The sequence below is a fragment of the Paracoccus limosus genome (genome assembly GCF_009711185.1).
GTDB classification, from domain to species: Bacteria; Pseudomonadota; Alphaproteobacteria; order Rhodobacterales; family Rhodobacteraceae; genus Paracoccus; species Paracoccus limosus.
The window spans coordinates 1-25,918 of record NZ_WMIF01000021.1; the positions used below are offsets into that span (position 1 = coordinate 1).

Genomic DNA, 25,918 nt, shown 5'->3' on the forward strand with positions numbered 1-25,918 from the left:
ACGGCTGAAAGACTGGCGGCGCGTCGCCACGCGATACGACCGGTGCCCGGAGACCTTCTTCTCCGCGATCATGCTCGCTGCGACCGTCCTCTTCTGGCTGTGAAAATCAATGAGTCGGGAACCTAGCACGGCCGATATCGTTCCGCACTTGCCATTGGGCGGGTGACAATCGAGTATCCCCGAAGCCCGAAGCCCGAAGCCCGAAGCCCGAAGCCCGAAGCCCGAAGCCCGAAGCCCGAAGCCCGAAGCCCGAAGCCCGAAGCCCGAAGCCCGAAGCCCGAAGCCCGAAGCCCGAAGCCCGAAGCCGGGTGCGCGCGGGGGGCTGCCCACTGATTGGGGCGGACGTAGGTTTGGCCAGCAGAGGTGTATTGCTCAACGGGACTTATTCAGACGTCACCCGCAGTGACCCCGACGACAGTTGGCGGCCAGGTTCTCCGATCCGGCAGGCTCAGTTGACGATCAACTGGGCGTGCAGTGCGCCGGCCGTATGGATGGATTTCAGAATGTCGATCATCTCGCGCGGCCGGACGCCAAGGGCGTTCAGCCCCGCCACCACCTCGCTCAGCGACGATTCCCCCGAGACTTCGGCAAAGCCGATACCCGGTTCCTGCGTGATCTCCGCTTGTGTCCGGGGCACGACCACCGTGTTACCGGGAGAGAACGGGTTGGGTTGCGACACCACCGGTGCCTCTCGAACACGTAGGGTCAGGTTGCCCTGCGATACTGCGACCCGGGAAATCCGCACGTCTTCGCCCATGACGATCGTGCCCGACTTGTGGTCGATGACGACTTTTGCCGCCGTTTCCGGCTCGACCGAAATATTCTCGATCTGACCGATCAGGCGGGCCGGGTTCACATTGCCCAAGACCGAGGCGTCGATCGAGATCGTTCCGGCATCCATCAGATTGGCCAATCCCCGGCCCAGCTTGCGGTTGATCGCGGCCTCGACCCGGGCGGCGGTCGTGAAGTCGGGATTGCGCAGCGCCAGACGGATGGTCTTCATCTGCGAGAAATCGAACGCGACCTCGCGTTCGACGCGTGCGCCCGCCGGAACCGTGCCGGTGGTCGGGACGCCCTGCACGACCGAGGCGGCATCGCCACTGGCCTCGACCCCCGAGGCTAGGATCGAGCCTTGCGCGACCGCATAGATTTCCCCATCCGCCGCGTTCAGCGGCGTCATCACCAGCGTGCCACCCATCAGGCTTTTTGCATCGCCGATGGCGGCGACGTTGACGTCGACCTGCGAGCCCGAGCGCGCAAAAGGCGGCAGGGTCGCGGTGACGATCACCGCCGCGACGTTCTTGGGCCGAAACGCCTCGTCCGTCACGTTCACGCCCAGCCGTTCAAGCAGGCCGGCCATGATTTCTTCGGTGAAGGGGCTGTTGCGCAGGCTGTCGCCCGAGCCGCTGAGCCCGACGACAAGCCCATAGCCGATCAGGTCGTTTCCGCGCACGCCATCCACATTTGCCAGATCCTTGATCCGGACGGGGGCGGCTGCCGCGGCGGTGCAGAGCAGAAACCCAAGAAGCATGCAGAGAAGGCGCATCACAGATAGCCCACCAGACTGAGCTTCGAAAGGCGCGAGGTCAGCGTGTAGAGTGTCTCGATATTGGCCTCGATCTCTTTCAGGGCGGTGGCCGTTTCATAGGGATCGGCCTCGATCAGCGCGTTCCTTGCGATGGTCAGCGTCGAGGTTTCGGCCGCGTTCGTGGTTTGGATACGGGAAACGATTTCCTGCTGAACCCCGATCCGGGACATCGCCGCTGTCAGCGGGCTCTGACTGTTGACCAGTCGGGTCCCGGCCGCCTGGCTGAGACTGCGCACCGTTTGCGCGTCCAGACCGGTGGCGCCAGCCGCATAGGCCGCGACGGCAAAGCCCTTCAGAGCCATGCGGAATTCGGGCGAATTTGCCGTCAGCCCCGTGGTCACAGCCTTGCTTGCCGATATCGGCACAGCAATGCTGCCCTGATCGTCGCCAAGATAGCCGATATCGCTGAAACCGCCGCTACCGCTGGGGCCATCGAAATAGGCGTCGATCGCCGCCGTGATCCCGGCGGCATCGGTCGCGCCGCCCACGGCGGTGGTCAATTGCGCCATCAGCTGCTCATAACCCACGACAGCCGGCCCGTTGCTGGCGCTGCCGGCAAAGGCCGACCGTCCCGCCACGGAAACATTCAGCGCCGAAAGCGCCGCGCGCATCTGGTCCGGCGCTTTGCGCAGATGCGCCTGCAGCGCATTGTCCGAAGAGGTGAGCGTGTCCGAGGCAAAATAGGTGCCGCTGTCCGACGCCATCGAGCGGATGCTTTCGGCGGCGTTCTGCATGCCATCCAGCAACGAGTCGGCCTCGGCTAAGTTGTTTTTGTAGGTCGCAAGCAGGGTCAGTTGCGATTCCAGCTGCGAAATTCGCCCCATGTCTCCGCCCAAGGCCAGCGGGATATCGGCCTTGACCCCGGTGGCGGATTCCCGGCTCAGCGTGTCCAGACGGGATTTGAGCGCGCCTTGCGATAGGCGCAGTTGATAGGCGCGGGCGAGGTCGCTTACAGAGTTGAAACGGGTCATGTCAGCCTCAGGATTTCATCGAGCATACCGTTGACGGTCTGAAAGACCTTGGCATTGGCGGCATAGGCCTTTTCCAGTGAAAGCAGCGCCTCCATCTCGGTGTCGGTATCGACCCCTTGCGCCAGAAGCATGATGTTCAGGCTGTCGGCGCGGGTCTGGTCCTGCAGCGCGCTGGCATCGGCCCGGACGCGATTGGTTGCCGCCCCCGAGGTCAGATCGGCCGCGAATTGCAGCATGCTGCGGGTGCTGGACGACATGGCGGCGGAGCTGGGCGTGCGTGTATCCGTTAGCGCCGCCCCCATCGCCTGGATCAGGGTCGCGTCACCGCCGCTGCCGGGATCGGTCGCATTCACGCCTTCGCGGATGCGCCACAGAGCGCCGCCCATGGCCGGGTCAAGAGCCGCGTTGACGGCAATGCGATTGGCAAGTCCGGGTTCGGCGGCCGGGTTCGAGGCGGATTGCGCGTCGGTAAACATCCCGGCGGTGCCTGCGGCCAAAGTGCCGTCGACTGCGGGATCGGCAAAGCGCACGCAAACTTCGCGGGCGAAAGCGTCGATCCTGGTCTGATACTGCGGGGCGAGATCGTCGCGGATCTGGAAATTGGCCGCGATCGTGCCGCCCGCGAACATGCCCATCTCGGCCTCGGATAGCGGCTTGCCGTTCAGCGACAGTCTGGACAAGTCGCCATTGCCGACCGTCATCGCGGTGCTCATGGCATTGGCCGCCTGAAACGAGACCTTGGCCGGAGCGTTGCCGTCCAAGAGCGTCGCCCCCCCCTTGGTGAATAGCGCGATGCGGCCGTTTTCCCGTGCCACCTCCTGAATAGGAACCAGGCTGGCGATTTCGTCGATTGCGGCCTGACGTGTGTCGATCAGGGGCGAGGCATCTTCGCCCCGCGCGGTCAGGACGGTGATCTGGCGGTTCAGCTCGGCCACCTGTTCCAGAGCCCCGTTGAGCTTGTCCACATCGCGGCCGATTGTCCGGTCGGCCTCGGCCCGCGCGGTCGTGATCGTCGCCGAAACCGAGCGGATCTTGCCGGTCAGCGCCGAGGCCGCATCCAGGACCGCCCCCAACCGGGTGTCGCTGTCGGGGCGGGCGGCCGCCGAGGTCAGCGCGGCATTGAAGCCGGTCAACAGGCTGGTCAGTGCGCCAGGGTCATCGGCCGTGCCATAGGCGCCCTCGATCGCGGCGTGAAAGGCTGCGACAGTGCCCGATTGCGAACTGGCTGCCTGCGCCAGCCTGTTGTCGGCCAGTAGCCCGGCATTCACCATGCGCTGCACGCCGTCGATACGGATGCCGCCGCTGGCATAGGTGCGCGACGAGGTTTCGAGCTCGCGCCGCGCATAGCCCGCGACGGATTTGTTGGAAATATTGGTCGATACCAGCTCGGTCGCGCGCGTCGTCGCCGTCAGGCCCGAGAGCGCATTCGATATCGCGGAAGACAGGCTCATGGATCAGTCCCTTGGTTCGGGCGGCTAGCGCTTGATGTTGGTCGTTTCCTGCAGCATTTCGTCGACCGTCTGGATGATCTTGGCATTCGACGAATAGGCGCGCTGCGTCTGGATCAGATCGGTCAGCTCGGCCGCGACATCGGTGGTCGAGCCTTCGCGCGCATAGCCAGTGATGGCGCCGGTCGGGCCATCGCCGGCGTTCCACAGATAGAAGGCACCCGAGTCGGGCGAGATCTGATAGGTCTGGTTGTCCAGTGCCAGCAGCCCGTTCGGGTTCGGCACATCGACCAGCGGGATCTGGAACAGGGTGCGCGTGGTGCCATTGCTGTAGGTCGCCTGCAGATAGCCGTTCTCGTCCACCTCGACGGCGGCAAGCGTGCCGGCCGCAGCCCCGTCCTTGGTCACATTGGTCGGCGAGAAATCCGCGCTGATCTGGGTCAGGCCGGTTCCGCCGGGCCGTCCGATATTGACCGTGATCGGGCCGCTGGCCACGTTCACCACCAGATCGCCGGTCGCCGGGTCATAGGCACCGCCGCTAAGCGTGGTCACGCTGGCCAGGGGGCCGCCGGCCGCATCGTCGAAGTCCAGCGTATAAGAACCGACCAGCGATTCATCCGCCGCCGTCGCCGGATCATCGGTAATGGCGTAATCGCGGATCTCCATCGTCCAGCTGTTCGACCGGCCGCTGCCCGCCGCGCCCACCGTGGGGGTAAAGCTCATCGTCAGTGCGCGCGAGGCGCCCAGATTGTCGAAATATTCGACATTCGTCGACGAGGGCGTTACCGTGCCGCCGCCCACCGTGGCTTCGGCCGGCAGGTTGAAGCCGACGCCGATGCGGGTCGTCGGCTCGGCATAGACCTCGTTCTTGTTGAGCACCACCGGGACCAGCCCGGCGGTCGAATCGCGGCTTTGCTGCGGGATGGTGCCGTCGCGATTGGCGGCCCAGCCCATCAGCACCAGCCCCGAGGTGGTCTTCAGCACCCCTTCCTCATCGGCGCGGAAGCCGCCGGTGCGGGTCATCAGCAGCGGGACATTGCCATTGCCAAGCGAGTTGAGCTTGGAGCTGTTGATCACCGGCAGCATGCCATTGCCGCTGATCGCAATGTCGAGCGGATTGTCCGTGCCGACGAGGTTGCCGCGCTGATCCACGACCCGATGCGAAAAGGTGGCGACGCCCCCGGCAGTATAGCGACCGCCACCGCGCGGATCACCCAGGACGATGCTTTCGAAATCGGTCACCACCCGGCGATAGCCGAAGGTGCTGGAGTTCGCGATATTGTCGGAGATGCCGGCCAGTCGCGCGGCATTGGCATTCAACCCGGAAACGCCGGCGGAGAGGGCGGAGGAAATCGACATGCTGTCATCCTGTCTGAAACGATTGATGTCAGTGTGGAGCACCGGCGGTTAAGATTGGCCTAACCGGCGCGACGGGGTCGGGGATTATCTCAGTAAAATCACTTCGATCCGATTGTTGTTCGGATCCATCGGGTTGACCGAGCGGTTGCGCCGGTCGGCATAGGCGGTCACGCGCTGCACGCGGCCATCGTCCAGACGAGCCGATTCGAGCAGGTTTCTGACCGCATGGGCGCGGGCATCCGACAGCGCCCAGACCGGCGAATGCACCAGCATTTCGGGATAGGCGCGCACATGGCCTGCGATTGCCAGCTGGTTCTTGACCCGCCCCAGCACGCCGGCGAGGATTCCGGCCAGTTCCTGCATGGCGGGCGTCGGCTGGGCGCTGTCGCCGGCGAATAGCGGATCGTCGGTCAGGTCGGTCAGCTCGATCACCAAACCTTCGTCGGTCATGCGCGTCACCACATGTTTCAGCAGATTGGTGCGCTGCATCGATTCGGCGCCGCTGCCGGTCAGTTCGTTCTGGACCTGCCGCGCCATCGTTTCGAAGGCGGCGTCGCGGGCGGCGCCGCCCCGGACATCGCGCGAGGCGCCGGCGCCCTGACCCGAATTGGTCGCGGCATCCTGAAGCTGGCCGCCAAAGGGGCCCTGCGCCCCTCCTTGGGTGGACTGGATGATGGTGGGATTGAAATAATCCGCCAACCCCTTGCGCTGTTTTTCGGACGTGGCGTTCAGCAGCCACATCAGCAGAAAGAAGGCCATCATCGCAGTGACGAAATCGGCGTAGGCGACTTTCCAGGCGCCGCCGTGATGGCCGCCACCGCCGCCGCCCTGCACCTTCTTGATGATGATCGGGGCCGTCCCGGTCTTGGCCATGTCGCGCCCTTTCCCTGCAACTTTCGACAGGGTCTAGCGCCGCGCGCCTAATATCCAGTTAACAGATCAAATCCTCACCACTTGCCGCGCCCTGCCAGCCCGGTATTGTCGCAGGATGCAGACCGAAGGCTCATATGATCTGGCGACCGGTGCGGGGCTGATCGCCTGTCCGCGCTGCGACGCCCTGCACCTTGAACGCGAGCTGCAACCGGGCGAAACCGCGCGCTGCATCCGCTGTGGCGGCGTTCTGGCCAGCCCCCGCGCGGGCGCATTCACCCGGATCATCGCGCTGAGCTTTACCTCGCTGGTGCTGATGCTGGGGGCGGTGTTCTTTCCCTTTCTCGAAATCTCGCGCATGGGGTTTGGCAACCAGACCTCGCTGTTCGGCGTGGCGATGGCGTTTTCGCATGGTGCGCTGATACCGCTGACCGTGGCGCTGCTCGCAACCATCGTCGGACTTCCGATGCTGCGCGCGATCCTGCTGGTCTATACGCTGTCGCCGCTGTCGCGCGGGCGTAGGCCCTTTGCCCATGCCGTCCCGGCCTTTCGCCTGTCGGAAAAGCTGCGCCCGTGGTCCATGGCCGAGATCTTTGTCATCGGCACCGCCGTTGCGCTGGTCAAGGTCGGCGGGCTTGCCACGATCAGCTTTGGCCCCGCGTTCTGGGCTTTTTGCGCGCTGATCCTCGTCAATGCCGCCAGCAATGCCTTTACCAGCAGCGCCACGATCTGGGATGCGATCGAGGATGCCGGCATGGCCACCGACGGGCGCGAAATCATCACGGACCTGCGACGATGAGCGGCGCGCCCGATGACGCCCCGGTCCTGACTGCGCATCGCGCCGGCCTGATCGGATGCCGGGCCTGCGGCCGGGTCTGGCCGCAGACCGAAACCACCTGCGCGCGCTGCAACTCGGATCTGGTGCCGCCCGACCGGCGCTGCCTGAACGCGGTCTGGGCTTGGCTGACCGCCGGCTTCATCTTCTATCTGCCAGCGAACCTGTTCCCGATGCTCAAGACCTCGACGCTGGGCGGGCTGGCCGGCAATACCGAATCCACCATCCTCGGCGGCGTGGTCGAGCTGCTGCATTATGGCAATTACGGCGTCGCCGCGATCATCTTCCTCGCCTCGATCATGGTGCCGGTGGGCAAGTTCATCGCCATCGCCTGGCTGGCGCGGGTCGCCGGCCGCCCGGCCACGGTCCGGCAGGCACATCGCCGGCTGCATCTTTACGAGGTGGTCGAATTCATCGGGCGCTGGTCGATGATCGACGTCTTCGTTGTGGCGATTCTGTCGGCGCTGGTGCAACTGGGTTTCGTGGCCTCGATCCATCCCGGACCCGCAGCGGTCTCTTTCGCGTTGTCTGTTGCTTTCACGATGCTTTCTGCGCAGAGTTTCGACCCAAGGCTGATTTGGCGGGGCCTGCCTCTGCGAAGCCGCAAGGACTGAACGACACCGATGACCGATACGCCCCCGCCGCAGGACGGCAGTGCCCTGAAACCTGCCGAACCGCAGCGCAAGACTGCGGCAAAGGCCGCCCGCGCCGGCTTTTCGCTGATTTGGCTGGTGCCGATTCTGGCGCTGGTGGTCACCCTGGGCGTGGGCTGGAACGCGCTGGCCAGCCGGGGCACGCTGATCTCGGTCCGTTTCAAGGACGCGACCGGCATCACCCCCGGCGAGACGCTGCTGAAATTCCGCGAGATCACCGTGGGCAAGGTGGAATCGGTGCGCTTTACCAGCGACCTGCAACAGGTTGAGGTCAATATGCGCGTCGACAAGGATCTTGCGCCCTATATCGACAAGGATGCGCAGTTCTGGATCGTGCGACCGCAGGTCTCGGCCCAGGGCATCTCGCGACTGGATACGGTGCTGACCGGCTCGTTCGTCGAAGGCTACTGGGACGACAAGCTGGACGATCCGGTGCGGCTGTTTCAGGGGCTCGACAAGCCGCCGCTGACCAGCTTTGGCCAGAAAGGCACCTGGATCACGCTGTCGGCCGAACGTTCCCGCGGCATGACCGAGGGCGCGCCGGTGCTGTTCCGCGGCCTGCCGGTCGGGCAGATGCAGAACCTGCGCCTGGCCAAGAACAACGACGGCGTGTTGACCGATGTCTTCATCCCGGAACCCTATAACAAGCTGCTGACCACCAATTCGGTGTTCTGGGACACCTCGGGCTTTTCGGTGTCGCTGGGCACGCAGGGCCTGTCGCTGAACGTGAACTCGCTGGCCTCGGTGCTGCAAGGGGGCGCGGAATTCGCCACGCTGCGCTCGGGCGGGCAGCCGGTGAAGGATGGCCAGACCTTCGTGCTGCAACCCGATCAGGCGACGGCGGAGACCAATCTGGTGTCGGACGAGGCCGGCGCACTGCACCTGACCATGCTGGTCGATGAATCTGTGAAGGGTCTGCAAACCGGCGCGGATGTCCAGTTCATGGGCCTGACCGTCGGCCGGGTGACGGGGCTTGCCGCGCAAAGCGAACGCGACGCCAAGGGCCAGGAAATCGTCCGCCAGCAGGTGACACTGGCGATCTCGCCTGACCGCATCGGCATGAGCGGCGATCCGACGCCGCAGCAGACCACCGATTTCATCGCCGATCTGGTGCATCGCGGGCTGCGCGCCCGGCTGGCCAGCGCCGGCTTCTTTGGCACCTCGCTGCAAGTCGAACTGGTCGAGCTGCCCGATGCCGCCCCGGCCGAGCTGCAACGCGACGCCCAGCCGAACCCGATCATCCCCTCGGTCCCGGGCGACATTTCCGATTTCACCGCCTCGGCCCAGGGCTTCCTGGCCCGCGTCGGCAACCTGCCGATCGAAGAGGCGCTGAAATCCGCCACCGACATGATGAATTCGGTCACCGCCATCGCCAGCAGCGAGGACACGCGCGCCATCCCCGGCAGCCTGCGCGGCACGCTGGACGATGCCCGCGCCGCCGCCGGCGAAATCCGTCAGGTCACCACCGAGCTGCGCGAATCCGGCGCGGCGGGGCAGGTGCGCAAGATGGTCGACGAGGCCGCCGCCGCCGCCGAGGCGGTCAAGCTGGCCGCCGCCGATGTGCCGGGCATGGTCGAACAGATCGACGCCGCAGCCTCTGGCGTGGCCAAGATGGACCTTGCCGCCATCTCGACCGAGGCGCAGGGCATCTTGCAGGACGTGCGCGCCATGCTGGGCAGCAAGGACGCCGAGCAATTGCCGAAGAACCTGTCGAACACGCTCGAAGCCGCCTCGGGTCTGCTCAACGACCTGCGCGACGGCAATGCGGTCGGCAGCCTGAACCAGACGCTGAAACAGGCGGGCACGGCGGCCGACAATATCTCGGCCTCGGTGCAGCGCCTGCCGCAGCTCTCGGCGCGGCTCGAGGCATTGGCTGCGCGCGCCGAAACGGTGATCGCCGCCTATGGCGACCGTTCGACCTTCAACAATGAAACCATCAACCTGATCCGCGAGATGCGCCGCGCCGCCAATTCCTTCTCCAGTCTGGCGCGCAGCATCGAACGCAATCCGCAAGCCTTCATCCTGGGACGGTAATGATGCGCCAACTCCTGATCGCCACCGCCATGCTGACCGCTCTGGCGAGCTGTTCGAACGGCGAAAAGACCGCCCGCTACCTGATCGACCCGCCGGTCCCGGCCGAGCGGCTGCCGAACCGGCTGGGCACGGCCGAACTGAAGGATGTCTCGCTGCCGGAATATGCCTCGGGCGACGAGGTCAGCTGGCAAAGCACGGATGGCGCGGTGCGCTCGAACACCAAGCAGCTTTGGGCCGACGATCCGCAGCGTGCGGTCACCCTGACGCTGGCGCGCACCATCTCGGATATTTCAGGCGCCACGGTGATTGCCGAACCCTGGCCCCTGGCCGAGCCGCCCCGCCGCACGGTCGAGGTCCGCGTCGAGAAAGCCCTGGCGCAGGCCAGCGGCGGCTACCGACTATCGGGGCGCTATTTCGTCAGCGATGCCGGGGCAGGCGGTGCCAATCAGGCGCGCAGCTTTGACATCACCATTCCGCTGGCCGAAAAACCGGGGCCCGCCGCCATCGCCCGCGCGCAATCGCAGGCCATCGCACAACTGGCCCGCCAGATCGCGACGCTTGGCGGGCCGGGCAGCGCCATCCGCACCAAAGCTGCCCCGGTGCCGCGCCTAGATGATATCTTTTCACAGCCCCTGCCGCCGCTCGAAGGCAGCTGAGCGCCCGGCTTCTTTCGTGGACAAATATCCTGGGGGAACGCCTTTCCGGCCCCGTTGAGGGGCCTGAAAGGCGTGGGGGCAAAGCCCCCGGGCCCCGCGCCGCTAGCCGGCGTCCGGGGCGAATTGCCCGAAACGGCCGGCGGCAAAGACCAGCGGATGATCGCCCGGACCGGCCACGGTCACCCGCAGCACCCGGCCGATCATCACCGTGTGGTCGCCGGCCTCATGCAGGGCATGCGCCTCGCAATCAAAGCGCGCCGCCACCCCCGGGATCACCGGCGTCCCCTCGGCTGTGCTGCCATGTCCCAACCCATCAAATTGCGCGCCACCCCGGGTAAAGCGCAGGCATGTCTCCAATTGCTCGGCGCCCAGCACATGCACCGACCAGTGCTGCGCCTCGGCAAAGATCGCATGCCGGGCCGAGGCCCGCGCCGCGCTCCACAACACCAGCGGCGGTTCCAGCGAGACGCTGGAAAAGCTGTTGGCGGTCATGCCGATCGGGCCCTGCGCGCCTTGCGTGGTGACCACGGTCACGCCGGTTGCGAAACGGCCCAAGGCCTCACGCAAGGCGCGGGCCTCGGCATTGGCGGGGTGAAAGGTGATCTCGTCGGCGAGCCGGTCGCGGGTTGCGGGGGGAATGCGGCTCATGCGCGGCGCCTCTTGTGGTTTGCGGCCAATCTATCTGCCCGGACCCGGGCCATCAAGCGCAGGTCATCAGGCATGCGCCGGGGCACCCGCGCCGGAAGCGGGCCCCAGGGCTGCGATCATCTGGCCATGCAGCCCCGGCGGCGCCACCACCAGCCCCGCGCTCATCGCGCCCGCCGAGTTGAAGCGCAGCGGCTGCCCGTCCTGATCGCTGGCGATACAGCCGGCGCGCGCGGCGATCAGACTGCCTGCGGCGATGTCCCATTCCCAGCAGGGCCGCGTCGAAAGCGCCGCATTGAAGCGGCCCTCGGCCACCAGACACAGCCGCCATGCCAGCGAGGACCGGAACTCGCGCCGTACCGGCGGCACCTTGCCCCGCCAGAGCGCCGGCACAAGGCTGGGCTTGCCGGTCAGCACGCTGGCTCCGTCCAGATCATGCTCGGCCGGGCGCAATTGGGCGCCATCCAGCAGCGCAGGGTCCCCGGCGCTGGCCATATAGGTCAGCCGCTGCGCCGGCAGATGCACCACCGCTGCCGTGATCTGCCTCCCTGTCGCCACCGCCAGCGAAACCGAGAACCCCTCGTGCCCGTCCAGAAAGGCACGGGTGCCGTCGATCGGGTCGATGATGAAACAATGCGCTGCGTCCAGTCGCTCGGGCCCGTCGGGGGATTCCTCGGACAGCCAGCCGTAATCCGGCCGTGCCCCGCGCAGCAGGCGCTCCAGATGCGCGTTTACCGCCAGATCGGCCTCGCTGACCGGACCGGCGCCGCCGCCCTTGTCCCATGCCTCGGGCGATTGCCGCCAATGGCGCAGGGCAATCTCGCCGGCCTCGCGCGCGGCCTGTTCCAGCAGGGACAGATCAGGCGCCGGCAACGGTCATCCCTTCGACCAGCAGGCTCGGCACCTTCATGCCGCGCCAGTCGCGGGCGTCATTCGCCGCCGTCATCCGCAGCAGCATGTCGCGCAGATTGCCCGCGATGGTGCATTCGTTGACGGCATGGCTGATCTGGCCGTTTTCAATCCAGAAGCCCGCCGCGCCGCGTGAATAGTCCCCGGTGGTGCCGTTGATCGAGGCACCCAGCATCGAGGTCACCAGAAGCCCGCGCCCCATGTCGCGGATCAGATCCTCGCGGCTGCGGTTGCCTTGGCTCAGCTCAAGGTTCGACACGCCCGGCGCGGGCGGGCTGCCGACGCCGCGCATGGCGCTGGCGGTCGAGGCCATGCCCAGCTTGCGCCCGGTCGACAGATCCAGCGTCCAGCCTTGCAGCACGCCATCCTGCACCAGCGCCCGGCGCCGGGTGGCCAGCCCCTCACCGTCGAACAGGCGCGAGCCCGGCATCCGTGGCAGATGCGGCAGCTCGATCAGGTCAAAGCCCGCAGGCAATACCGCCTCGCCCAGGTCATTGCGCAGCCAGCTTGCGCCGCGCGCGATGGCGGAACCATTCACCGCGCCGACCAGATGGCCGATCAGCCCGGCGGCGATGCGCTCGTCATAAAGGATCGGAAAGCTGCCCGTCGGGGGTTTGCCCGCGCCGCGCCGCTCGACCGTGCGCTGCCCGGCCAGACGGCCGATCTCTTCGGGCGCGGGCATGTCGGCGCCATGCACCCGGGTTTCGCCGGCCCAGTCCCGCTCCATGCCGGTGCCGGTCCCGGTGATCGCCACCGTCGACAGGCTGTGCCCGGTGCGGCCATAGCCTGCCGAAAAACCGTTCGAGGCCGACAGCCACATCCGCCGCGCCGAATAGCCGGCCGAGGCGGATTCGATCATGGAAATGCCCGCGATCTGCAAGGCGGCGGCCTCGGCGCGCAGCGCGGCCTCTTGCAGCGCGGCGGGGGTCGGTTCGGGCGAGGGGTCGAACAGGTCCAGCGCCGTGCTGTCGGTGTCGCTGGTCAGCTCGGACGGCTCGGCCAGCCCCAGCGTGTCGTCAACCGGGGTTTCGCGCGCCATGGCCACCGCCCGCGCCGCCATTTCGGCGATGGTGCGGGCGCCGTGGTCCGAGGCCGAGACACAGGCCTGCCGCCCGCCCAAGAGCACGCGCAGCCCGATCTCGACGCCCTCGGCGCGCTCGGCATGTTCCAGCTTGCCCGCGCGCACATCGACCGAGACCGAGGCGGCATCGACGGCCACGGCATCGACCTGATCCGCACCGGCGGCCCGCGCTGCCGTCAAAAGCTGTTCGGTCAGGGATCGAAGGCGGTTGAAATCGGACATCAGGAAATCCCTCGACATGAAAACGGGCCGGATACACCGGCCCAGTATCGCGTTACGCCCGGCAGGCCAAGGGCGGCGCGGGTGGAGGCCGGCCCCACCCGCAACCCTTGGCTTACTTGATCTGTTGCCCGTTGGCAAAGACCTGGCCACCGTCCTTGAACTCGAGGTCGGTCACCAGCTTGTCGGGGTTGCCGTCCACGGGTTTGGCAAACATCGCCAGCATCATGCGCACGCCCATGACCTGATCCTGCTGGATCAGACCCATGCCCACCAGCTTGTCGATCAGCGCGCTGACGCCCTCATATTCGGCATGGATATTGCCGACCGGCATGGTCATGTCGCCGCTTTCGGGGGCTTTCAGCGCGCCGGTGGCCTGAATGCTGGCTCCGACCGCCTTGAGCGCGAACTGGTTGATCGTCAGATCGACCGGCTCGAAGGGCGAGGGTTCTTCCTCGGGCTGGGCCTCGTCGGTCGCGCCGTCCATGCCATCGTCCATACCGTCGGCCTCGGCCTGATCGGTGGCCGCATCCGCAGCCTGATCGCCGCTCTGGTCGGCCGCCTGATCCGTGGCGGCATCGGCTGCAGCCTCATCGGTCGCCTGATCACTGGCGCCATCGGCCTTGGGCGGCGGCACGTCCAGCAGGTCGCGGATGACCTTCATCGTGCCGGTTACGTCGATGTCCAGCGAGGCCGGATCGCGCGGCAGCTTGGCTTCGGGGTCGAAGGTCGCCCAGATCTCGTCGCCCAGCGTCAGGCCCGACAGTGCATAGGCCAGCTTGAAGGGCTGCGGCGTGTCGGATTTGCTGACCGGCATCTGCAGATCAAGGCTGGCCTTGTCGAAACCATAGCGGATCGGCATCGGCATCTGCGGCGAGGTGATCTCGAAGCTGACCGGATCCGAGCCCAGCTGATAGCTCAGCCCGTCCTGCGACATCTTGATATGGCCGTCAAAGCCCTTGCCTTCGTATTTGCCGGCACCGCTGGTCGGCTGGTCGTTCTCGTCCTTGCCCGAGAACTGGAAGGTGGCGGCGATCGGCCCGATCTGGACCGCGCCATCCATCGCCAGACCGTTGCGCAGGGCGGTGCCCAGCTCGGTCTCAAGATCGGCGATCTTGCCGGGCAGGTTCATCGTGCCCTTGGTGCTGAGCTTTTCGGCGCTGCCGGCGAACTTGACGTTCTCCTGGTTTTCGTCGGTGACATCACCGTCGAAGGTCAGCTTGGCCGAGCTCATGTCGTAGTCGTATTTGCCGGTGGCACCGCCGGCCAGATGTGCGGTGCCGGTCGAATCCAGCAGCGCAAAATTCACCGGCAGCGGCGTCTGCTTGCCGTCGGTGGTGACGGTGGTCAGCGTCACCTTCAGCGTCGGATAGTTGAATTCATGGGTCATATCCTCGGGCGCGCCCGAAGAGATCATGCTGTTGCCCGGCATGTCCAGCGTCGCGGGCAGCTCATAGTTCTTGCCATCGGCATTGGTGCCCGACAGGTCCACCGTCATGTGATCGGCAAAGACGGTCTTGACCTTGCCGTCGCCGGTGTCGGTCAGAACGATTTCGGGCAGGCTGAGACCGACGCGGCTGGCCTCGGCGCCGCCGGCGATCTTGATGTCCTTGACGGTCAGGGTGCTGCCGGATTTGTCGCGGCTGCCTTCGGTGATCGTGTAGCCAACGGATTTGTAATAATCGACCCAGGACTGCCAGACCTGCTCCGGCGTCACATCGGCAAAGGCGGGGGCGGTCATTGCTGCCAGCGCCAGGGCCGAGCTCGTCAGTCTGAGGTTCATGTCATTGCCTTCTCTGTAAACGCGCGGATAAGAAAACACTTGGTGGGCTTTTGCCAGAGTAAAGCCGGCACTCCAAGCAGGAGATGGCATGATATCGAACAAATTCTCGGGGGGACTGGGGTGGGTGACCATCGCGCGGCCCGAAAAGGCCAATGCGCTGACGGCAGGGATGCTGGCGGGGCTGGCCGCGACATTCGAGGAGATGGCGCAGCGGTCCGATCTGCGGGCGGTGATCCTGACCGGCACCGGCAAGGTGTTCTCGGCCGGCGCCGATCTGGACGAGGCCCGCGCCGGGCTGGCGCTGTCGCCCGACTGGGAGCGGCTGTCGGCGGCGGTCGCAGGGCTGCCCTGCCTGACGGTCGCGGCGCTGAACGGACCGGTGGCGGGGGGCGCGATGGGCATGGTGCTGGCCTGCGACATCCGTCTGGCGGTTGCGGGGACGCGGCTGTTCTATCCGGTGATGCGGCTGGGCTATCTGCCCCAGCCCAGCGATCCGGTCCGGATGGCGGCGCTGGTCGGTCCGGCGCGGGCGGCGATGATCCTGATGGGCGGACAGAAGATCGGCGCCGCCGAGGCGCTGGCCTGGGGGCTGGTGGACCGGCTGTGCGATGACGAGGCGCTGCTGTCAGAGGCCGAGGCGCTGTGCGGCGATGCGCTGGCCGCCTCGGCCGGGCATGTCGCGGCGATCAAGGCGATGATCCGGCCGGGCCGCACCGGGTAGAGGCCGGACCCGATGGCTGGGGTTGGGCAGGGGGGGGCTTTACCCCCCACGCCTGTCGGCCCCCGATGCGGGCCGCCAGGCGTTCCCCCCCAGGATATTTACCCACGAAAGAAGCGCAGGGCCCGGTTAGGCGCGGCGGCTGTTTCAGGCGTAGACGCTTTCCTTGCCGAAATGCTTACAGAGCACGTAATAGAACACGGGGCGATATTTGTTGCGGTTGGCGCTGCCGTATTTCTGCACCGTATCCGCGATGGCCTCGTCCAGCGCCGGGCCGTCCGCGAGGCCGAGTTTCTTGATCAGGTAGTTCTGCTTGATCCGCTCCAGCTCGGTCTTGTCGGAACTGGCGACGGTTTCGGCATCGTCATTGTAGATCGAAGGCCCGCAGCCGATCACCACCTTGGTCAGCAGCTCCATGTCGGGCGTCAGGCCCAGCTTGTCCTGCAGATCGGCGGCGTATTTTGCGATCAGGTCGTCACGTTTGCTCATGGGAAGCTCCCCCCGTTGATGCGTGGGGGGAGCCTAACGCGTTGGACCTGAATGGCAACAGGAACCGTCAGTAGCGGTAATGTTCCGGCTTGAACGGGCCTTCGGGCGCCACGCCGATGTAATCGGCCTGTTCCTTGCTGAGCTGGGTCAGCTTGACGCCGATCTTGTCCAGATGCAGCCGCGCCACCTTTTCGTCGAGATGCTTGGGCAGGATATAGACGCCGGGGCGGTATTCCTCGCCACGGGTCCAGAGTTCGATCTGCGCCAGCACCTGATTGGTGAAGCTTGCCGACATCACGAAGCTGGGGTGGCCGGTGGCATTGCCGAGGTTCAGGAGGCGCCCCTCGGACAGCAGGATGATGCGGTTGCCCGAGGGCATCTCGATCAGGTCGACCTGTTCCTTGACATTGGTCCATTTGTGGTTCTTCAGCGCCGCGACCTGAATTTCATTGTCGAAATGGCCGATGTTCCCGACGATGGCCATGTCCTTCATCTCGCGCATATGCTCGATGCGGATGATGTCCTTGTTGCCGGTGGCGGTGATGAAGATATCGGCGCTGTCGACCACGTCCTCCAGCACGACGACCTCGAACCCGTCCATGGCCGCTTGCAGCGCGCAGATCGGATCGACCTCGGTGACTTTCACCCGGGCGCCGGCGCCGCGCAGGCTGGCCGCCGAGCCCTTGCCGACATCGCCATAGCCGCAGACCACGGCGACCTTGCCGGCCATCATCACGTCGGTGGCGCGGCGGATGCCGTCGACCAGCGATTCCTTGCAGCCGTATTTGTTGTCGAATTTCGACTTGGTGACGCTGTCGTTCACATTGATCGCCGGGAAGGGCAGCAGGCCCTTCTTGTGCAGATCATAAAGACGATGCACGCCGGTGGTGGTTTCCTCGCTGACGCCCTGGATCGCGTCGCGCTGGGCGGTAAACCAGCCCGGCGACTGCGCCAGCCGCGTCCTGATCTGGGCGAACAGTGCCTCTTCCTCTTCGCTGGTCGGCACGGCGATCAGGTCGGTCTCGCCGGCTTCGACGCGGGCGCCCAGCAGGATATACATGGTGGCATCGCCGCCATCGTCCAGGATCATGTTCGCTGGACCTTCGGCGAACTGGAAGATCTTGTCGGTATAGGACCAGTATTCCGGCAGCGTCTCGCCCTTGATGGCAAAGACCGGGATGCCCGCCGCCGCGATCGCCGCCGCCGCATGGTCCTGGGTCGAGAAGATGTTGCACGACGCCCAGCGGACCTCGGCGCCCAAGGCCGCCAGCGTTTCGATCAGCACGGCGGTCTGCACGGTCATGTGCAGCGAGCCGGCGATGCGGGCGCCCTTCAGGGGCTGGGCCTCGCCATATTCCGCCCGCAGCGCCATCAGGCCGGGCATTTCGGTTTCGGCGATGTCAAGCTCCTTGCGGCCGTAATCGGCAAGGGCGATGTCTTTGATGATATGCTGGGTCATGGCGGCCTCGAATTTTCAGTTGCCGGCGCCATATCATCTGAGGGCCTTGTGCGCAAACAGCGCCCGCCGGTCAGCCGTTCAGGCCGACGCGGGTGAAATAGGCCGAGGGGGCGGTGCCGTCGCGGTAGCCGATGCCCGAGGCGATGACGCAGCTGGTGTGGTCGGGCCGTTCCAGAACGACGGTCCATGTGCCCATCAGGACTGAGCCCCAAAGCGCGGTGTCGCGCCCGTTCGTCGCCACGCGTTCCTCTTCGAAATCGTGGCGCAGGCTGGCGGCAATCCGGGCGTCTCGGTCGCACCAGGGCTGGCCGGGGCCGGCCTGATCCGACAGCGGCAGGTGGCGCGCGATCTCGCGCAGTTCGCGCGGGTCGATGCCGGCCACGGCCGACCAGCCGCGCGGTTGGGCGGCGTTTTCCTGACGTGAGGTCAGCCCGGCATTGGCGGCGCCGGTGGCCAGCAGGATCAGGCCGGCGGCCAGCAGGCTGCGCAAAGGGGTCTGTGTCATGTCCTTGTCTTTCGCTTGCGCTTGCATGGGAAAACCCGCGACAGGGCGGCCCGGTTCCGGCAGAGGCCCTGCATCTGGCCACGGTCTGCGCTGGCAGAACCGCTGGCGATGGCCTAGAACCGGGGCATTCAGACATGGGGGACGGCTATGGCGATCTTGCTGGCGGATGTGGGCGGCACCAATGCGCGGCTGGCCTTGGCGCGCGGGGATGAGGGCATCTATGCCGGCAGCATCCGCAAGTTCCGCGGCGACGATCATCCCGATTTCGACGAGGTGGTGCGGCTGTTCCTGGAGCGCGAGGGCAATCCCCGCATCGAGGCGGTCTGCGTGGCGGTGGCTGGCCCCGTCTCGCAGGGGCGGGCGCGGCTGACCAACCGCGACTGGAGTTTTTCCGAGGAACGCCTGCTGGAGCTGACCGGCGCCGGCCGGGCGCGGCTGATCAACGACCTGATCGCGCTGGGTTATGCCACGCCGGCGCTTTCGGGCGAGGCGGCGGGCTATCTGACCGCGCCGCCGCAGGACGGCACCCGCAACGGCCAGCGTCTGGTGGTGAATGCCGGCACCGGCTTCAACGTCTGCGCGGTCAAGGTGCTGCCCGCCGGCGGCATCGCCTGCCTTGAGGCCGAGGAGGGCCATACCCGCCTGCCGCTGTCGATTGTCCGGCCGCTGGCCGAGGCGGTGGGCGCACGCGCGGGCGAATTCGAATCGGTCGAGGAGCTGTTTGCCGGCCGGGGTCTGGCGCATCTGCATGCGGCGCTGCACGGGATCGCGCGCCAGCCGGCAGAAATGGTGGTTAGTGCCGCCGATGCCGGCGATGCCGCAGCCATCGCCACCTGCGCGCTTTACGCCCGGCTTTTCGGCCTGATCTGCCGCGAGCTGGCGCTGCGCTTCATGCCGATGGACGGCATGTTTCTTGCCGGCAGCGTCGCGCGCAGCGTCACGCAGCGGCTGGCGATCTTTCAGGCAGCCTATCTTTCGGACCCGCTGATGGCGCAGATCCCGCGCGCGGTTCCGGTCGGCGTGATCCGCGACGATATGGCCGCGCTGCATGGTTGTCTGGCCGCAGTCGGGTAAAAATCGGTCGTTTTTTGCCTCCGGCGCTGGATTTTGCCGGTTGCGCCTGCAAGACTGGCCTGAAACAGCCAGAGCAGGGCGAGCAGGAATGAAGCGGGTTTTCAGGGCAGGAGCGGCTGCCGCATGCGTGCTGGGGGCGGGGTCGGTTGCGGCGATCGCGCAATCCTCGGACAGTGCCAGCTCGAAACGGCCGGGGATCTCGTCCTGGTTTTCGGGCATGTTCGGCGGCGCCAAGGGCAATGAGGGATCGCCGGTCGATCTGGACTTTCGCATCTCGGGCGACCGCGATTCGCTCTTGGGCGAATTGCGCACCACCTCGCTTTTGGTCAGCGCCCAGGACGAGGGGCGGGTGACCGGGCAGGACATGCTGGCGGCGGCGCGTGGCGATTACGCCCGGCTGCTGGGCGTGCTTTATGACCACGGTTATTATTCCGTCATCATCAACATCACGCTGGACGGGGTCGAGGCCGCCAGCATCGCGCCGCTGGATGCGCCCAAGGTGGTGCACAAGGTGCTGGTCAATATCGATCCGGGGCCGCGCTTTCACTACAGCCGCGCCGAGATCGCGCCGCTGGCGCCGCGCACCGAACTGCCGCAGGATTACCACCCCGGCGGCATTGCCCGCACCGGCGACATGAAGCGCGCCGCCACCACCGCCGTTGAGGCATGGCGCAATGTCGGCCATGCCAAGGCCGATGTCACCAGCACCGACATCACCGCCGATCACCGCGCCAATGTCATCGACAGCCGCATCGCGCTGGCACCGGGGCCGGTGCTGCGCTTTGGCCAGCTGACGATTCGCGGCGAAAAGCGCATGGACCCGCGCCGGCTGCGCAAGATCTCGGGCTTCCCCGAGGGCGAGGTCTTTGATCCCGAAAAGCTGGAAGACGTGCGCAAGCGCCTGCGCCGCTCGGGCGTGTTTTCGGCCATCACCCTGACCGAGGCGGATTACATCGGCCCCGGCAATACGCTGGACGTCGATTTGCAGGTGGTCGAGCAAAAGCTGCGCCGGTTGGGCGCGGGCTTTGAATATTCCAACACCGACGGCCTCAGCCTGACCGGCTATTGGATCAACCGCAACCTGCTGCGCGGTGGTGAGCGGCTGCGCGTCGATGCCGGGGTGTCCGACATCGGCGGCGATACCGGGCGCGACTATAATCTGGGCGTCCGCATCGACCGCCCGGCCACGCTGAACGCCGACACCACCGGCTATGTGCTGGCGCAGGCCGTCAGCGAGCAGGAGGACGATTACCGGCTGAAATCCGCGACCATCGGGCTGGGCTTTACCTATCTGCCCAATGACCATCTGACAGCGGATGTCGGGCTGCAATACCGGGCGCTGCGCGTCGATGACGATTCGGGACGCACGAATTTCCGGCTGATCGCGTTGCCGGGTTCGCTGACGCTGGACATGCGCGACAACCAGACCGACGCCAAGAGCGGCTATTGGCTGTCGACCAATGTGACGCCCTTTGTCGGCTTGCAGGACGAGACCGGCTCGGGCGCGCAGCTGATCGCCGAGGGGCGCAAATATTACAGCTTTGGCACCGACGACAAATATACGCTGGCCGGCCGGGCGCGGCTGGGCACCGTCGTCGGTCCCGAACTGGCCGAAACCCCGCGCGACTATCTGTTCTGGTCGGGCGGCGGCGGCACCGTGCGCGGCCATTCCTTTGAATCGCTGGGCGTCGAGGAGATTCAGGGCCCCGATGGCCCGGTCAAGACCGGCGGCATGTCCATCGTCACCCTGACCGCAGAGATGAGGATGCAGGTGCGCGACAAGATCGGGCTGGCGGTCTTTTCGGACGCGGGCCGGGTCTGGGCCGACAGCGCCTTTTCGGGCGACAGCGGCTGGCAGGCCGGCGCGGGCGCGGGCATTCGTTACAAGACACCGATCGGGCCGATGCGTTTCGATCTGGCCGCGCCCGTCGGCGGCGGCGACCGCGAGGACAAGGGCGTGCAGGTCTATATCGGTCTGGGGCAGGCATTCTGATGAAACTTCATGATCTGACCGCCCGCCTGCTTCTGGTGCTTTCGCTGGCGCTGCTGCTGCCTCTGGGCGGCCATGCGCAGGACAGCGCCGCCGAAATCTCGCAGCAGGTCGAGGACGACAAGGGCTTCATCACCCGATTTCTGCAGGAAAAACTGTCCGGCGCCGGTCGGCAGGTGCAGATCGACGGCTTTCGCGGCGCGCTGAGTTCGCGCGCCACCTTCGATCGCATGACCATCGCCGATGACAAGGGCGTCTGGATCACGCTGGAAAACGGCGCCATGAGCTGGAGCCGCTCGGCGCTTTTGTCGCGGCGTATCCAGATCGACGAGCTGGCGGCCGAACGGGTGATCCTGCCGCGCCTGCCGGGTGCCGACACCACCACCCCCAACCCGCCCCAGCCTGAAACCAAGGAATTCTCGCTGCCGCAACTGCCGGTCAGCGTGAACATCGACAAGATTCAGGTCGGCCGGGTCGAGCTGGGCCAGCCGATCATCGGGCAAGAGGCGGTGCTGGCCATCGACGGCTCGATGGCGCTGGCCAATGGCGAGGGCGGCACCAAGCTGCGGATCGACCGCGTGGACGGGCCGCGCGGCCAGTTCCTGCTGGATGCGGGTTTCTCGAACGCGACCCGCGTGCTGGCCCTGGACCTGAAACTTGACGAGGACAAGAACGGCCTCTTCACCAATATCATCAAGATGAACGGCCGCCCCGCCATTCAGGCCGAGATTTCGGGCACCGGGCCGCTGTCGGATTACACGGCGAAAATCGCGCTGATGACCGACGGCCAGCCGCGCGTGCAAGGCAGCGTCGCGGTCCGCTCCGAGCCGCGCGATGGCGCGTCGGGCACAGCGTTCCTCGCGCAGCTCGACGGCGATATCTCGTCGCTGACCTCGCCGCAGAACCAGCAGTTCTTTGCCGGCAATTCGCAGATCCGTGCCAATGGCTGGCGTGGCGATGATGGCCGGCTGCTGGTGCCGGAACTGAAGGTAACGACCGGGGCGCTGGATCTGTCGGGTTCGGTCGCGACCACAGCCAAAGGCGCGCCGGAAAGCGCGCATCTGACGCTGCTTCTGGGCAGCGATGCGGGGGCTACGCAACTGCCGGTCGCGGTGCCCTTCGGCGACAAGCCGATGACCGTGAACTCGGGCCATCTGCGGCTGGACTATGACGCGACGCAGGGCTCGGGCTGGGTGCTGAACGGCAAGGTCGGCAATATCACCCGCCCCGACATCAGCCTGTCCGAGCTGCGGCTGGACGGTTCGGGCCGCGTGGTGCTGACCGCGGATCAGGCGCTTGACGAGGTGCGCGGCTGGATCGCCTTTGGCATGGACGATCTGGCCCCCAGCGATCCGGGTCTGGCCGATGCGCTGGGCCGAGTGCTGAACGGCGGGCTGAACTTCGCCTTCAGCCCCGGCAATGCGCTGAAGCTTTGGGGTATGAACATCAACGGCGCCGAATTCGGCCTGAAGGGCGAAACCACGGTATCGGGGCTGAAATCGGGCATCACGCTGTCGGGCGATGTGACCGCCCAGCACCGCAACCTGTCGCGGTTCTCGAAACTGGCCGGCCGCAATCTGGGCGGCAGCGCCGATGCGGTGATCAAGGGCGATTACGTCCTGCTGAGCAAGGCCTTTGACATCGACACCCAGATTCAGGGCACCGACATCCACATCGGTCAGGAACAGGCCGACCGCATGCTGGCCGGGAAATCGACCATCGACCTGTCGGCCAAGCGCGACACCACCGGCATCCAGCTGCGCAAGCTGACGGTGAATGCGCAAAACCTTGTGGCCGAGGCGCAGGGCTACCTGAACTCGACCGCCAGCGACGTGACGGCGCAGATCTCGATGCCCGATCTGGCCGTGGCCGATCCGCGCTATGGCGGCAGCCTGCAGACCAAGGCGCATCTGACCGGGGCCGAGGGCACGCGCAAGCTGGCGCTGAACGGTCAGGCCAGCAACCTGCGGCTGGGCCGGCCGGAAATCGACGGCGCCTTCAAGGGCGAGACCCAGCTGGTCATCGACCTGCAAGAAGCCTCGGGCAGCTATCAGTTGCAGAAATTCGATCTGGCGAACCCGCAGCTGCGCGCCGAGGGCGACGGCAGTTTCTCGATGGATGCGCTGGACGGGCGGCTGTCGGTGTCGATGCCGGATCTGGCCGTGCTGGGACGCGGCTTCTCGGGCGGGGTGAACCTGCAGGGCACCGCCTCGCGGCAGGGCGCCTCGCGGCGGATCGAGCTGAGCGGGCGCGGCACCGACCTGCGTTTTGGCCAGCAGGACGTGGACGGCGCGCTGACCGGCGTCACCGATCTGAAGCTGCTGGCCCGCGAAGAGGCCGGCGAATTCACCATCGACAGCTTCAATCTGGCCAACCAGCAAATGCAGGCGACGGCGCAGGGCAGTATCGGTCAGACCACCGACATGCGCGGCAATGTGCAGGTCAAGTCGCTGGCCAGCTTTGGCCGGGGCTGGCGCGGCGCGCTGGATGCGCAGGGCACGTTCAAGGGCGATGGCTCGGGCCAGCGGGTGCTGGATGTGACCGGCACCGGGCAGGATCTGAGCTTTGGTCAGGCGCAGGTCGATGGCGCGCTGTCGGGGGCGACCCGGCTGGCCGTGCGCGGCACCGAGCGCGATGGCGTCTTTACCATCCAGACCGCGCAGGTTCAGAACCCGCGGCTGAACCTCGCCGCGCAGGGCAAGCTGGGCAAGGGCGCGACGGATCTGGGCGCCGATCTGCGCGCCGATGACCTGCGGTTTCTTGGGCGCGGCTTTCGCGGCGCCCTGCAGGCCCATGCGCAGGTCAAGGATCAGGGCGGCGGCCGGGCGATCACTGCCAAGGCCACGGCGAACGGGCTTGCCGTCGGCAATCCCAAGGCCGATGCGGTGCTGGCCGGCGCGACCACGCTGGATCTGGCCGCCACGCAGCGCGCCGACGGCAGCTTTACCGTGCAGCGGTTGCAGGCCGGCAACGGCAATTTCCGCGTCACCGGCGACGGCAGCCCGACCGAGGGGCTGAACCTTGACGCGCGGCTTACCGATCTGGACCAGCTGGCGCCGGGCTTTCCCGGACCCGCGACGGTCAAGGGCCGCATCCACAATACCGGCCGCGCCTATGAGGTCGCGCTGGACGTGACCGCGCCCGGCGAGACCCGCGCCCGGATCAGCGGCACGGCGCAGACCGATCTGAAACGCATGGACATCCGGGTCGAGGGCAGCGGCAATGCCGCCGCCGTCAACCCCCTCCTGCGCACCCGCTCGGTCGAGGGGCCGGTCAGCTTCGATCTGCGCATGAACGGCGCGCCGGGGCTGGAGGCGCTGTCGGGCCGGGTGTCGCTGAACGGTGGCCGTCTGGCCGAGCCGCGTTTCGGTCTGGCCATCGCGTCGCTGGATGCGCGCGGCGACATCGCCTCGGGGCGGGTCGAGGTCGATGTGCGCGGCGCGGTCGAAAACGGCGGTGTGGTGACGGTGCAGGGGCCGGTGACGCTGACCGGCGACCGGCCGATGGACCTGACCGTGCGGCTGGCCAATGTCGTGCTGCGCGATCCCAATCTTTACGAGACCCGCGCCAACGGGCAGATCCATGTCACCGGCTCGCAGTCAGCAGGCCCGCTGGTCGCCGGCCGCGTCGACATTGGTCATACCGAGATCCGCATCCCCTCGACCGGATTGGGTGGCGCCAAGGCGATCCCGAACATCAAGCACCTGTCGGAGCGCCCGCCGGTGCGCCAGACCCGCGCCAAGGCCGGGCTGCTGGAATATCCCAGCGCCGATGCCACCGCCGCCGGCATGAATGCGCCGCCGGCCACGCCTCCGGGCAAGCCTGCGCGCTTTGATCTGGTGATCTCGGCCCCCGATCAGGTGTTCATCCGCGGGCGCGGCGTCGATGCCGAGATGGGCGGCGAGATCCGCCTGACCGGCAATGCCGTGCAACCGATCCCGATCGGCCAGATGGAGCTGATCCGGGGCCGGGTCGATCTGCTGGGCAAGCGGTTCGACCTGACCGAGGGGTTGATCGAGCTGCAAGGCAGCCTGATCCCGGTGATCCGGCTGGTGGCCCAGACCGAACAGGATGGCGTCACCACCCGCATCATCATCGACGGCGAGGCGCAGGACCCCGAAATCAAGTTCGAATCCTCGCCGCAGATGCCCGAGGAAGAGGTGCTGTCGCAGCTGCTGTTCGGCCGTGGCCTCAACAATATCTCGCCCTTGCAGGCGGCGCAGCTGGCCTCGGCCGTGGCGACGCTGGCCGGGCGCGGCGGCGATGGCATCATCGGGCGGCTGCGGGCCTCGACCGGGCTTGACGATCTGGACCTGACCACCGACGACAAGGGCAATGTCTCGGTCCGGGCGGGCAAATACCTGTCGCAGAACCTTTATACCGACGTGCAGGTCGGCGATCAGGGCAAGACGCAGCTGAACCTGAACCTCGATGTCTCCAAGACGCTGACCGCGCGCGGATCGGTGGACAGCGAGGGCGAAAGCACGCTGGGCCTGTTCTACGAACGCGATTACTAGGCGCGGGTTTGCGCGCCTGAACCTTGCTATCCCCGAATCCTGCAAGCCCCGTCGCCATCCGCGTCGAGGCTTGATTTTTTGCGCCGATATTGTTAGTTCGCTAATGAAATCCATT

The 25,918-nt window shown here is 66.5% G+C and carries 20 protein-coding genes and 1 pseudogene; 9 read left to right on the forward strand and 12 right to left on the reverse strand.

Annotated features, from left to right (window positions below; all coding sequences use genetic code 11):
- A pseudogene (locus GL279_RS13950) lies at positions 1-103 on the forward strand (IS5/IS1182 family transposase); the annotation flags it as partial.
- A gap of 345 nt (positions 104-448) precedes the next feature.
- Here the strand turns inward: GL279_RS13950 and GL279_RS13955 are convergent.
- The 5 genes from GL279_RS13955 to GL279_RS13975 all read right to left on the reverse strand — a co-directional run bounded on the left by GL279_RS13955 (position 449) and on the right by GL279_RS13975 (position 6,239).
- Positions 449-1,546, reverse strand: coding sequence for a flagellar basal body P-ring protein FlgI (locus GL279_RS13955; protein WP_155065256.1), 1,098 nt, complete (start codon positions 1,544-1,546; stop codon positions 449-451).
- Complete coding sequence (locus tag GL279_RS13960) at positions 1,546-2,559, reverse strand: flagellar hook protein (RefSeq protein WP_155065257.1); 1,014 nt, start codon at positions 2,557-2,559, stop codon at positions 1,546-1,548. The genes GL279_RS13955 and GL279_RS13960 overlap by 1 nt, the downstream gene beginning before the upstream one ends.
- The gene (flgK, locus tag GL279_RS13965) at positions 2,556-4,010 is read right to left on the reverse strand and encodes a flagellar hook-associated protein FlgK (RefSeq protein WP_155065258.1); all 1,455 of its coding nucleotides are present in this window, start codon (positions 4,008-4,010) and stop codon (positions 2,556-2,558) included. Before flgK ends, GL279_RS13960 begins: the two co-directional genes overlap by 4 nt.
- 24 nt (positions 4,011-4,034) lie before the next feature.
- Positions 4,035-5,366 (reverse strand): flagellar hook protein FlgE, encoded by a 1,332-nt coding sequence (locus GL279_RS13970; protein ID WP_155065259.1) that lies wholly within the window; start codon positions 5,364-5,366, stop codon positions 4,035-4,037.
- A gap of 84 nt (positions 5,367-5,450) precedes the next feature.
- The gene (locus GL279_RS13975) at positions 5,451-6,239 is read right to left on the reverse strand and encodes a flagellar motor protein MotB (protein ID WP_155065260.1); all 789 of its coding nucleotides are present in this window, start codon (positions 6,237-6,239) and stop codon (positions 5,451-5,453) included.
- Positions 6,240-6,354: 115 nt separating this feature from the next.
- Between GL279_RS13975 and GL279_RS13980 the strand changes: the two genes are divergently transcribed.
- Genes GL279_RS13980 through GL279_RS13995 form a run of 4 tightly spaced genes read left to right on the forward strand, consistent with a single transcriptional unit; the run spans position 6,355 to position 10,414 of the window.
- Positions 6,355-7,035 carry a paraquat-inducible protein A gene (locus GL279_RS13980; RefSeq protein ID WP_155065261.1) on the forward strand — a complete coding sequence of 227 codons (681 nt, stop codon included), beginning with the start codon at positions 6,355-6,357 and terminating at the stop codon, positions 7,033-7,035.
- Entirely contained in the window at positions 7,032-7,685 is a 654-nt protein-coding gene (locus GL279_RS13985) for a paraquat-inducible protein A (protein ID WP_155065262.1), read from the forward strand. Before GL279_RS13980 ends, GL279_RS13985 begins: the two co-directional genes overlap by 4 nt.
- Before the next feature lie 9 nt (positions 7,686-7,694).
- Entirely contained in the window at positions 7,695-9,758 is a 2,064-nt protein-coding gene (locus tag GL279_RS13990) for a PqiB family protein (protein WP_155065263.1), read from the forward strand.
- Positions 9,758-10,414: a PqiC family protein gene (locus tag GL279_RS13995; protein WP_246175322.1), complete on the forward strand. Its 657-nt coding sequence runs from the start codon at positions 9,758-9,760 to the stop codon at positions 10,412-10,414. Before GL279_RS13990 ends, GL279_RS13995 begins: the two co-directional genes overlap by 1 nt.
- Before the next feature lie 102 nt (positions 10,415-10,516).
- On the opposite strand, the gene ferA is transcribed toward GL279_RS13995, so the two are convergent.
- The 4 genes from ferA to GL279_RS14015 form a co-directional block, all read right to left on the reverse strand.
- On the reverse strand, positions 10,517-11,062 hold the full coding sequence (gene ferA, locus GL279_RS14000) for a flavin reductase FerA (protein ID WP_155065264.1): 546 nt from the start codon (positions 11,060-11,062) through the stop codon (positions 10,517-10,519).
- Between the two features lie 66 nt (positions 11,063-11,128).
- Positions 11,129-11,932, reverse strand: a complete 804-nt coding sequence (locus tag GL279_RS14005; RefSeq protein ID WP_155065265.1) for an inositol monophosphatase family protein — start codon at positions 11,930-11,932, stop codon at positions 11,129-11,131.
- The gene (locus GL279_RS14010) at positions 11,919-13,271 is read right to left on the reverse strand and encodes a TldD/PmbA family protein (protein ID WP_155065266.1); all 1,353 of its coding nucleotides are present in this window, start codon (positions 13,269-13,271) and stop codon (positions 11,919-11,921) included. The genes GL279_RS14005 and GL279_RS14010 overlap by 14 nt, the downstream gene beginning before the upstream one ends.
- A gap of 112 nt (positions 13,272-13,383) precedes the next feature.
- The gene (locus GL279_RS14015) at positions 13,384-15,051 is read right to left on the reverse strand and encodes a DUF2125 domain-containing protein (RefSeq protein WP_155065267.1); all 1,668 of its coding nucleotides are present in this window, start codon (positions 15,049-15,051) and stop codon (positions 13,384-13,386) included.
- Positions 15,052-15,139: 88 nt separating this feature from the next.
- On the opposite strand from GL279_RS14015, the gene GL279_RS14020 reads away from it, so the two are divergent.
- Complete coding sequence (locus GL279_RS14020; protein WP_155065268.1) at positions 15,140-15,772, forward strand: enoyl-CoA hydratase/isomerase family protein; 633 nt, start codon at positions 15,140-15,142, stop codon at positions 15,770-15,772.
- A 144-nt stretch (positions 15,773-15,916) separates the two neighbouring features.
- Here GL279_RS14020 and GL279_RS14025 read toward each other — a convergent pair whose 3' ends face one another.
- From GL279_RS14025 to GL279_RS14035, 3 genes are all read right to left on the reverse strand, one after another.
- Positions 15,917-16,258: a DUF2853 family protein gene (locus tag GL279_RS14025; RefSeq protein WP_155065269.1), complete on the reverse strand. Its 342-nt coding sequence runs from the start codon at positions 16,256-16,258 to the stop codon at positions 15,917-15,919.
- Between the two features lie 67 nt (positions 16,259-16,325).
- A complete protein-coding gene (gene ahcY, locus GL279_RS14030; protein WP_155065270.1) occupies positions 16,326-17,717 on the reverse strand; it encodes an adenosylhomocysteinase in 1,392 nt (463 codons plus the stop codon).
- Positions 17,718-17,787: 70 nt separating this feature from the next.
- Entirely contained in the window at positions 17,788-18,222 is a 435-nt protein-coding gene (locus GL279_RS14035) for a hypothetical protein (RefSeq protein ID WP_155065271.1), read from the reverse strand.
- Positions 18,223-18,369: 147 nt separating this feature from the next.
- Between GL279_RS14035 and GL279_RS14040 the strand changes: the two genes are divergently transcribed.
- The 3 genes from GL279_RS14040 to GL279_RS14050 all read left to right on the forward strand — a co-directional run bounded on the left by GL279_RS14040 (position 18,370) and on the right by GL279_RS14050 (position 25,803).
- Positions 18,370-19,296 carry a glucokinase gene (locus GL279_RS14040; protein WP_155065272.1) on the forward strand — a complete coding sequence of 309 codons (927 nt, stop codon included), beginning with the start codon at positions 18,370-18,372 and terminating at the stop codon, positions 19,294-19,296.
- A gap of 88 nt (positions 19,297-19,384) precedes the next feature.
- Entirely contained in the window at positions 19,385-21,289 is a 1,905-nt protein-coding gene (locus GL279_RS14045; protein WP_155065273.1) for an autotransporter assembly complex protein TamA, read from the forward strand.
- Positions 21,289-25,803 carry a translocation/assembly module TamB domain-containing protein gene (locus tag GL279_RS14050; RefSeq protein ID WP_155065274.1) on the forward strand — a complete coding sequence of 1,505 codons (4,515 nt, stop codon included), beginning with the start codon at positions 21,289-21,291 and terminating at the stop codon, positions 25,801-25,803. Before GL279_RS14045 ends, GL279_RS14050 begins: the two co-directional genes overlap by 1 nt.
- Positions 25,804-25,918 lie beyond the last annotated feature (115 nt).

Coding starts and splice junctions, on each gene's coding strand:
- GL279_RS13955 (WP_155065256.1), bottom strand. CDS start 1,546: ATGCGCCTTCTCTGCATGCTTCTTGGGTTTCTGCTCTGCACCGCCGCG.
- GL279_RS13960 (WP_155065257.1), bottom strand. CDS start 2,559: ATGACCCGTTTCAACTCTGTAAGCGACCTCGCCCGCGCCTATCAACTG.
- flgK (WP_155065258.1), bottom strand. CDS start 4,010: ATGAGCCTGTCTTCCGCGATATCGAATGCGCTCTCGGGCCTGACGGCG.
- GL279_RS13970 (WP_155065259.1), bottom strand. CDS start 5,366: ATGTCGATTTCCTCCGCCCTCTCCGCCGGCGTTTCCGGGTTGAATGCC.
- GL279_RS13975 (WP_155065260.1), bottom strand. CDS start 6,239: ATGGCCAAGACCGGGACGGCCCCGATCATCATCAAGAAGGTGCAGGGC.
- GL279_RS13980 (WP_155065261.1), top strand. CDS start 6,355: ATGCAGACCGAAGGCTCATATGATCTGGCGACCGGTGCGGGGCTGATC.
- GL279_RS13985 (WP_155065262.1), top strand. CDS start 7,032: ATGAGCGGCGCGCCCGATGACGCCCCGGTCCTGACTGCGCATCGCGCC.
- GL279_RS13990 (WP_155065263.1), top strand. CDS start 7,695: ATGACCGATACGCCCCCGCCGCAGGACGGCAGTGCCCTGAAACCTGCC.
- GL279_RS13995 (WP_246175322.1), top strand. CDS start 9,758: ATGATGCGCCAACTCCTGATCGCCACCGCCATGCTGACCGCTCTGGCG.
- ferA (WP_155065264.1), bottom strand. CDS start 11,062: ATGAGCCGCATTCCCCCCGCAACCCGCGACCGGCTCGCCGACGAGATC.
- GL279_RS14010 (WP_155065266.1), bottom strand. CDS start 13,271: ATGTCCGATTTCAACCGCCTTCGATCCCTGACCGAACAGCTTTTGACG.
- GL279_RS14015 (WP_155065267.1), bottom strand. CDS start 15,051: ATGAACCTCAGACTGACGAGCTCGGCCCTGGCGCTGGCAGCAATGACC.
- GL279_RS14020 (WP_155065268.1), top strand. CDS start 15,140: ATGATATCGAACAAATTCTCGGGGGGACTGGGGTGGGTGACCATCGCG.
- GL279_RS14025 (WP_155065269.1), bottom strand. CDS start 16,258: ATGAGCAAACGTGACGACCTGATCGCAAAATACGCCGCCGATCTGCAG.
- ahcY (WP_155065270.1), bottom strand. CDS start 17,717: ATGACCCAGCATATCATCAAAGACATCGCCCTTGCCGATTACGGCCGC.
- GL279_RS14035 (WP_155065271.1), bottom strand. CDS start 18,222: ATGACACAGACCCCTTTGCGCAGCCTGCTGGCCGCCGGCCTGATCCTG.
- GL279_RS14040 (WP_155065272.1), top strand. CDS start 18,370: ATGGCGATCTTGCTGGCGGATGTGGGCGGCACCAATGCGCGGCTGGCC.
- GL279_RS14045 (WP_155065273.1), top strand. CDS start 19,385: ATGAAGCGGGTTTTCAGGGCAGGAGCGGCTGCCGCATGCGTGCTGGGG.
- GL279_RS14050 (WP_155065274.1), top strand. CDS start 21,289: ATGAAACTTCATGATCTGACCGCCCGCCTGCTTCTGGTGCTTTCGCTG.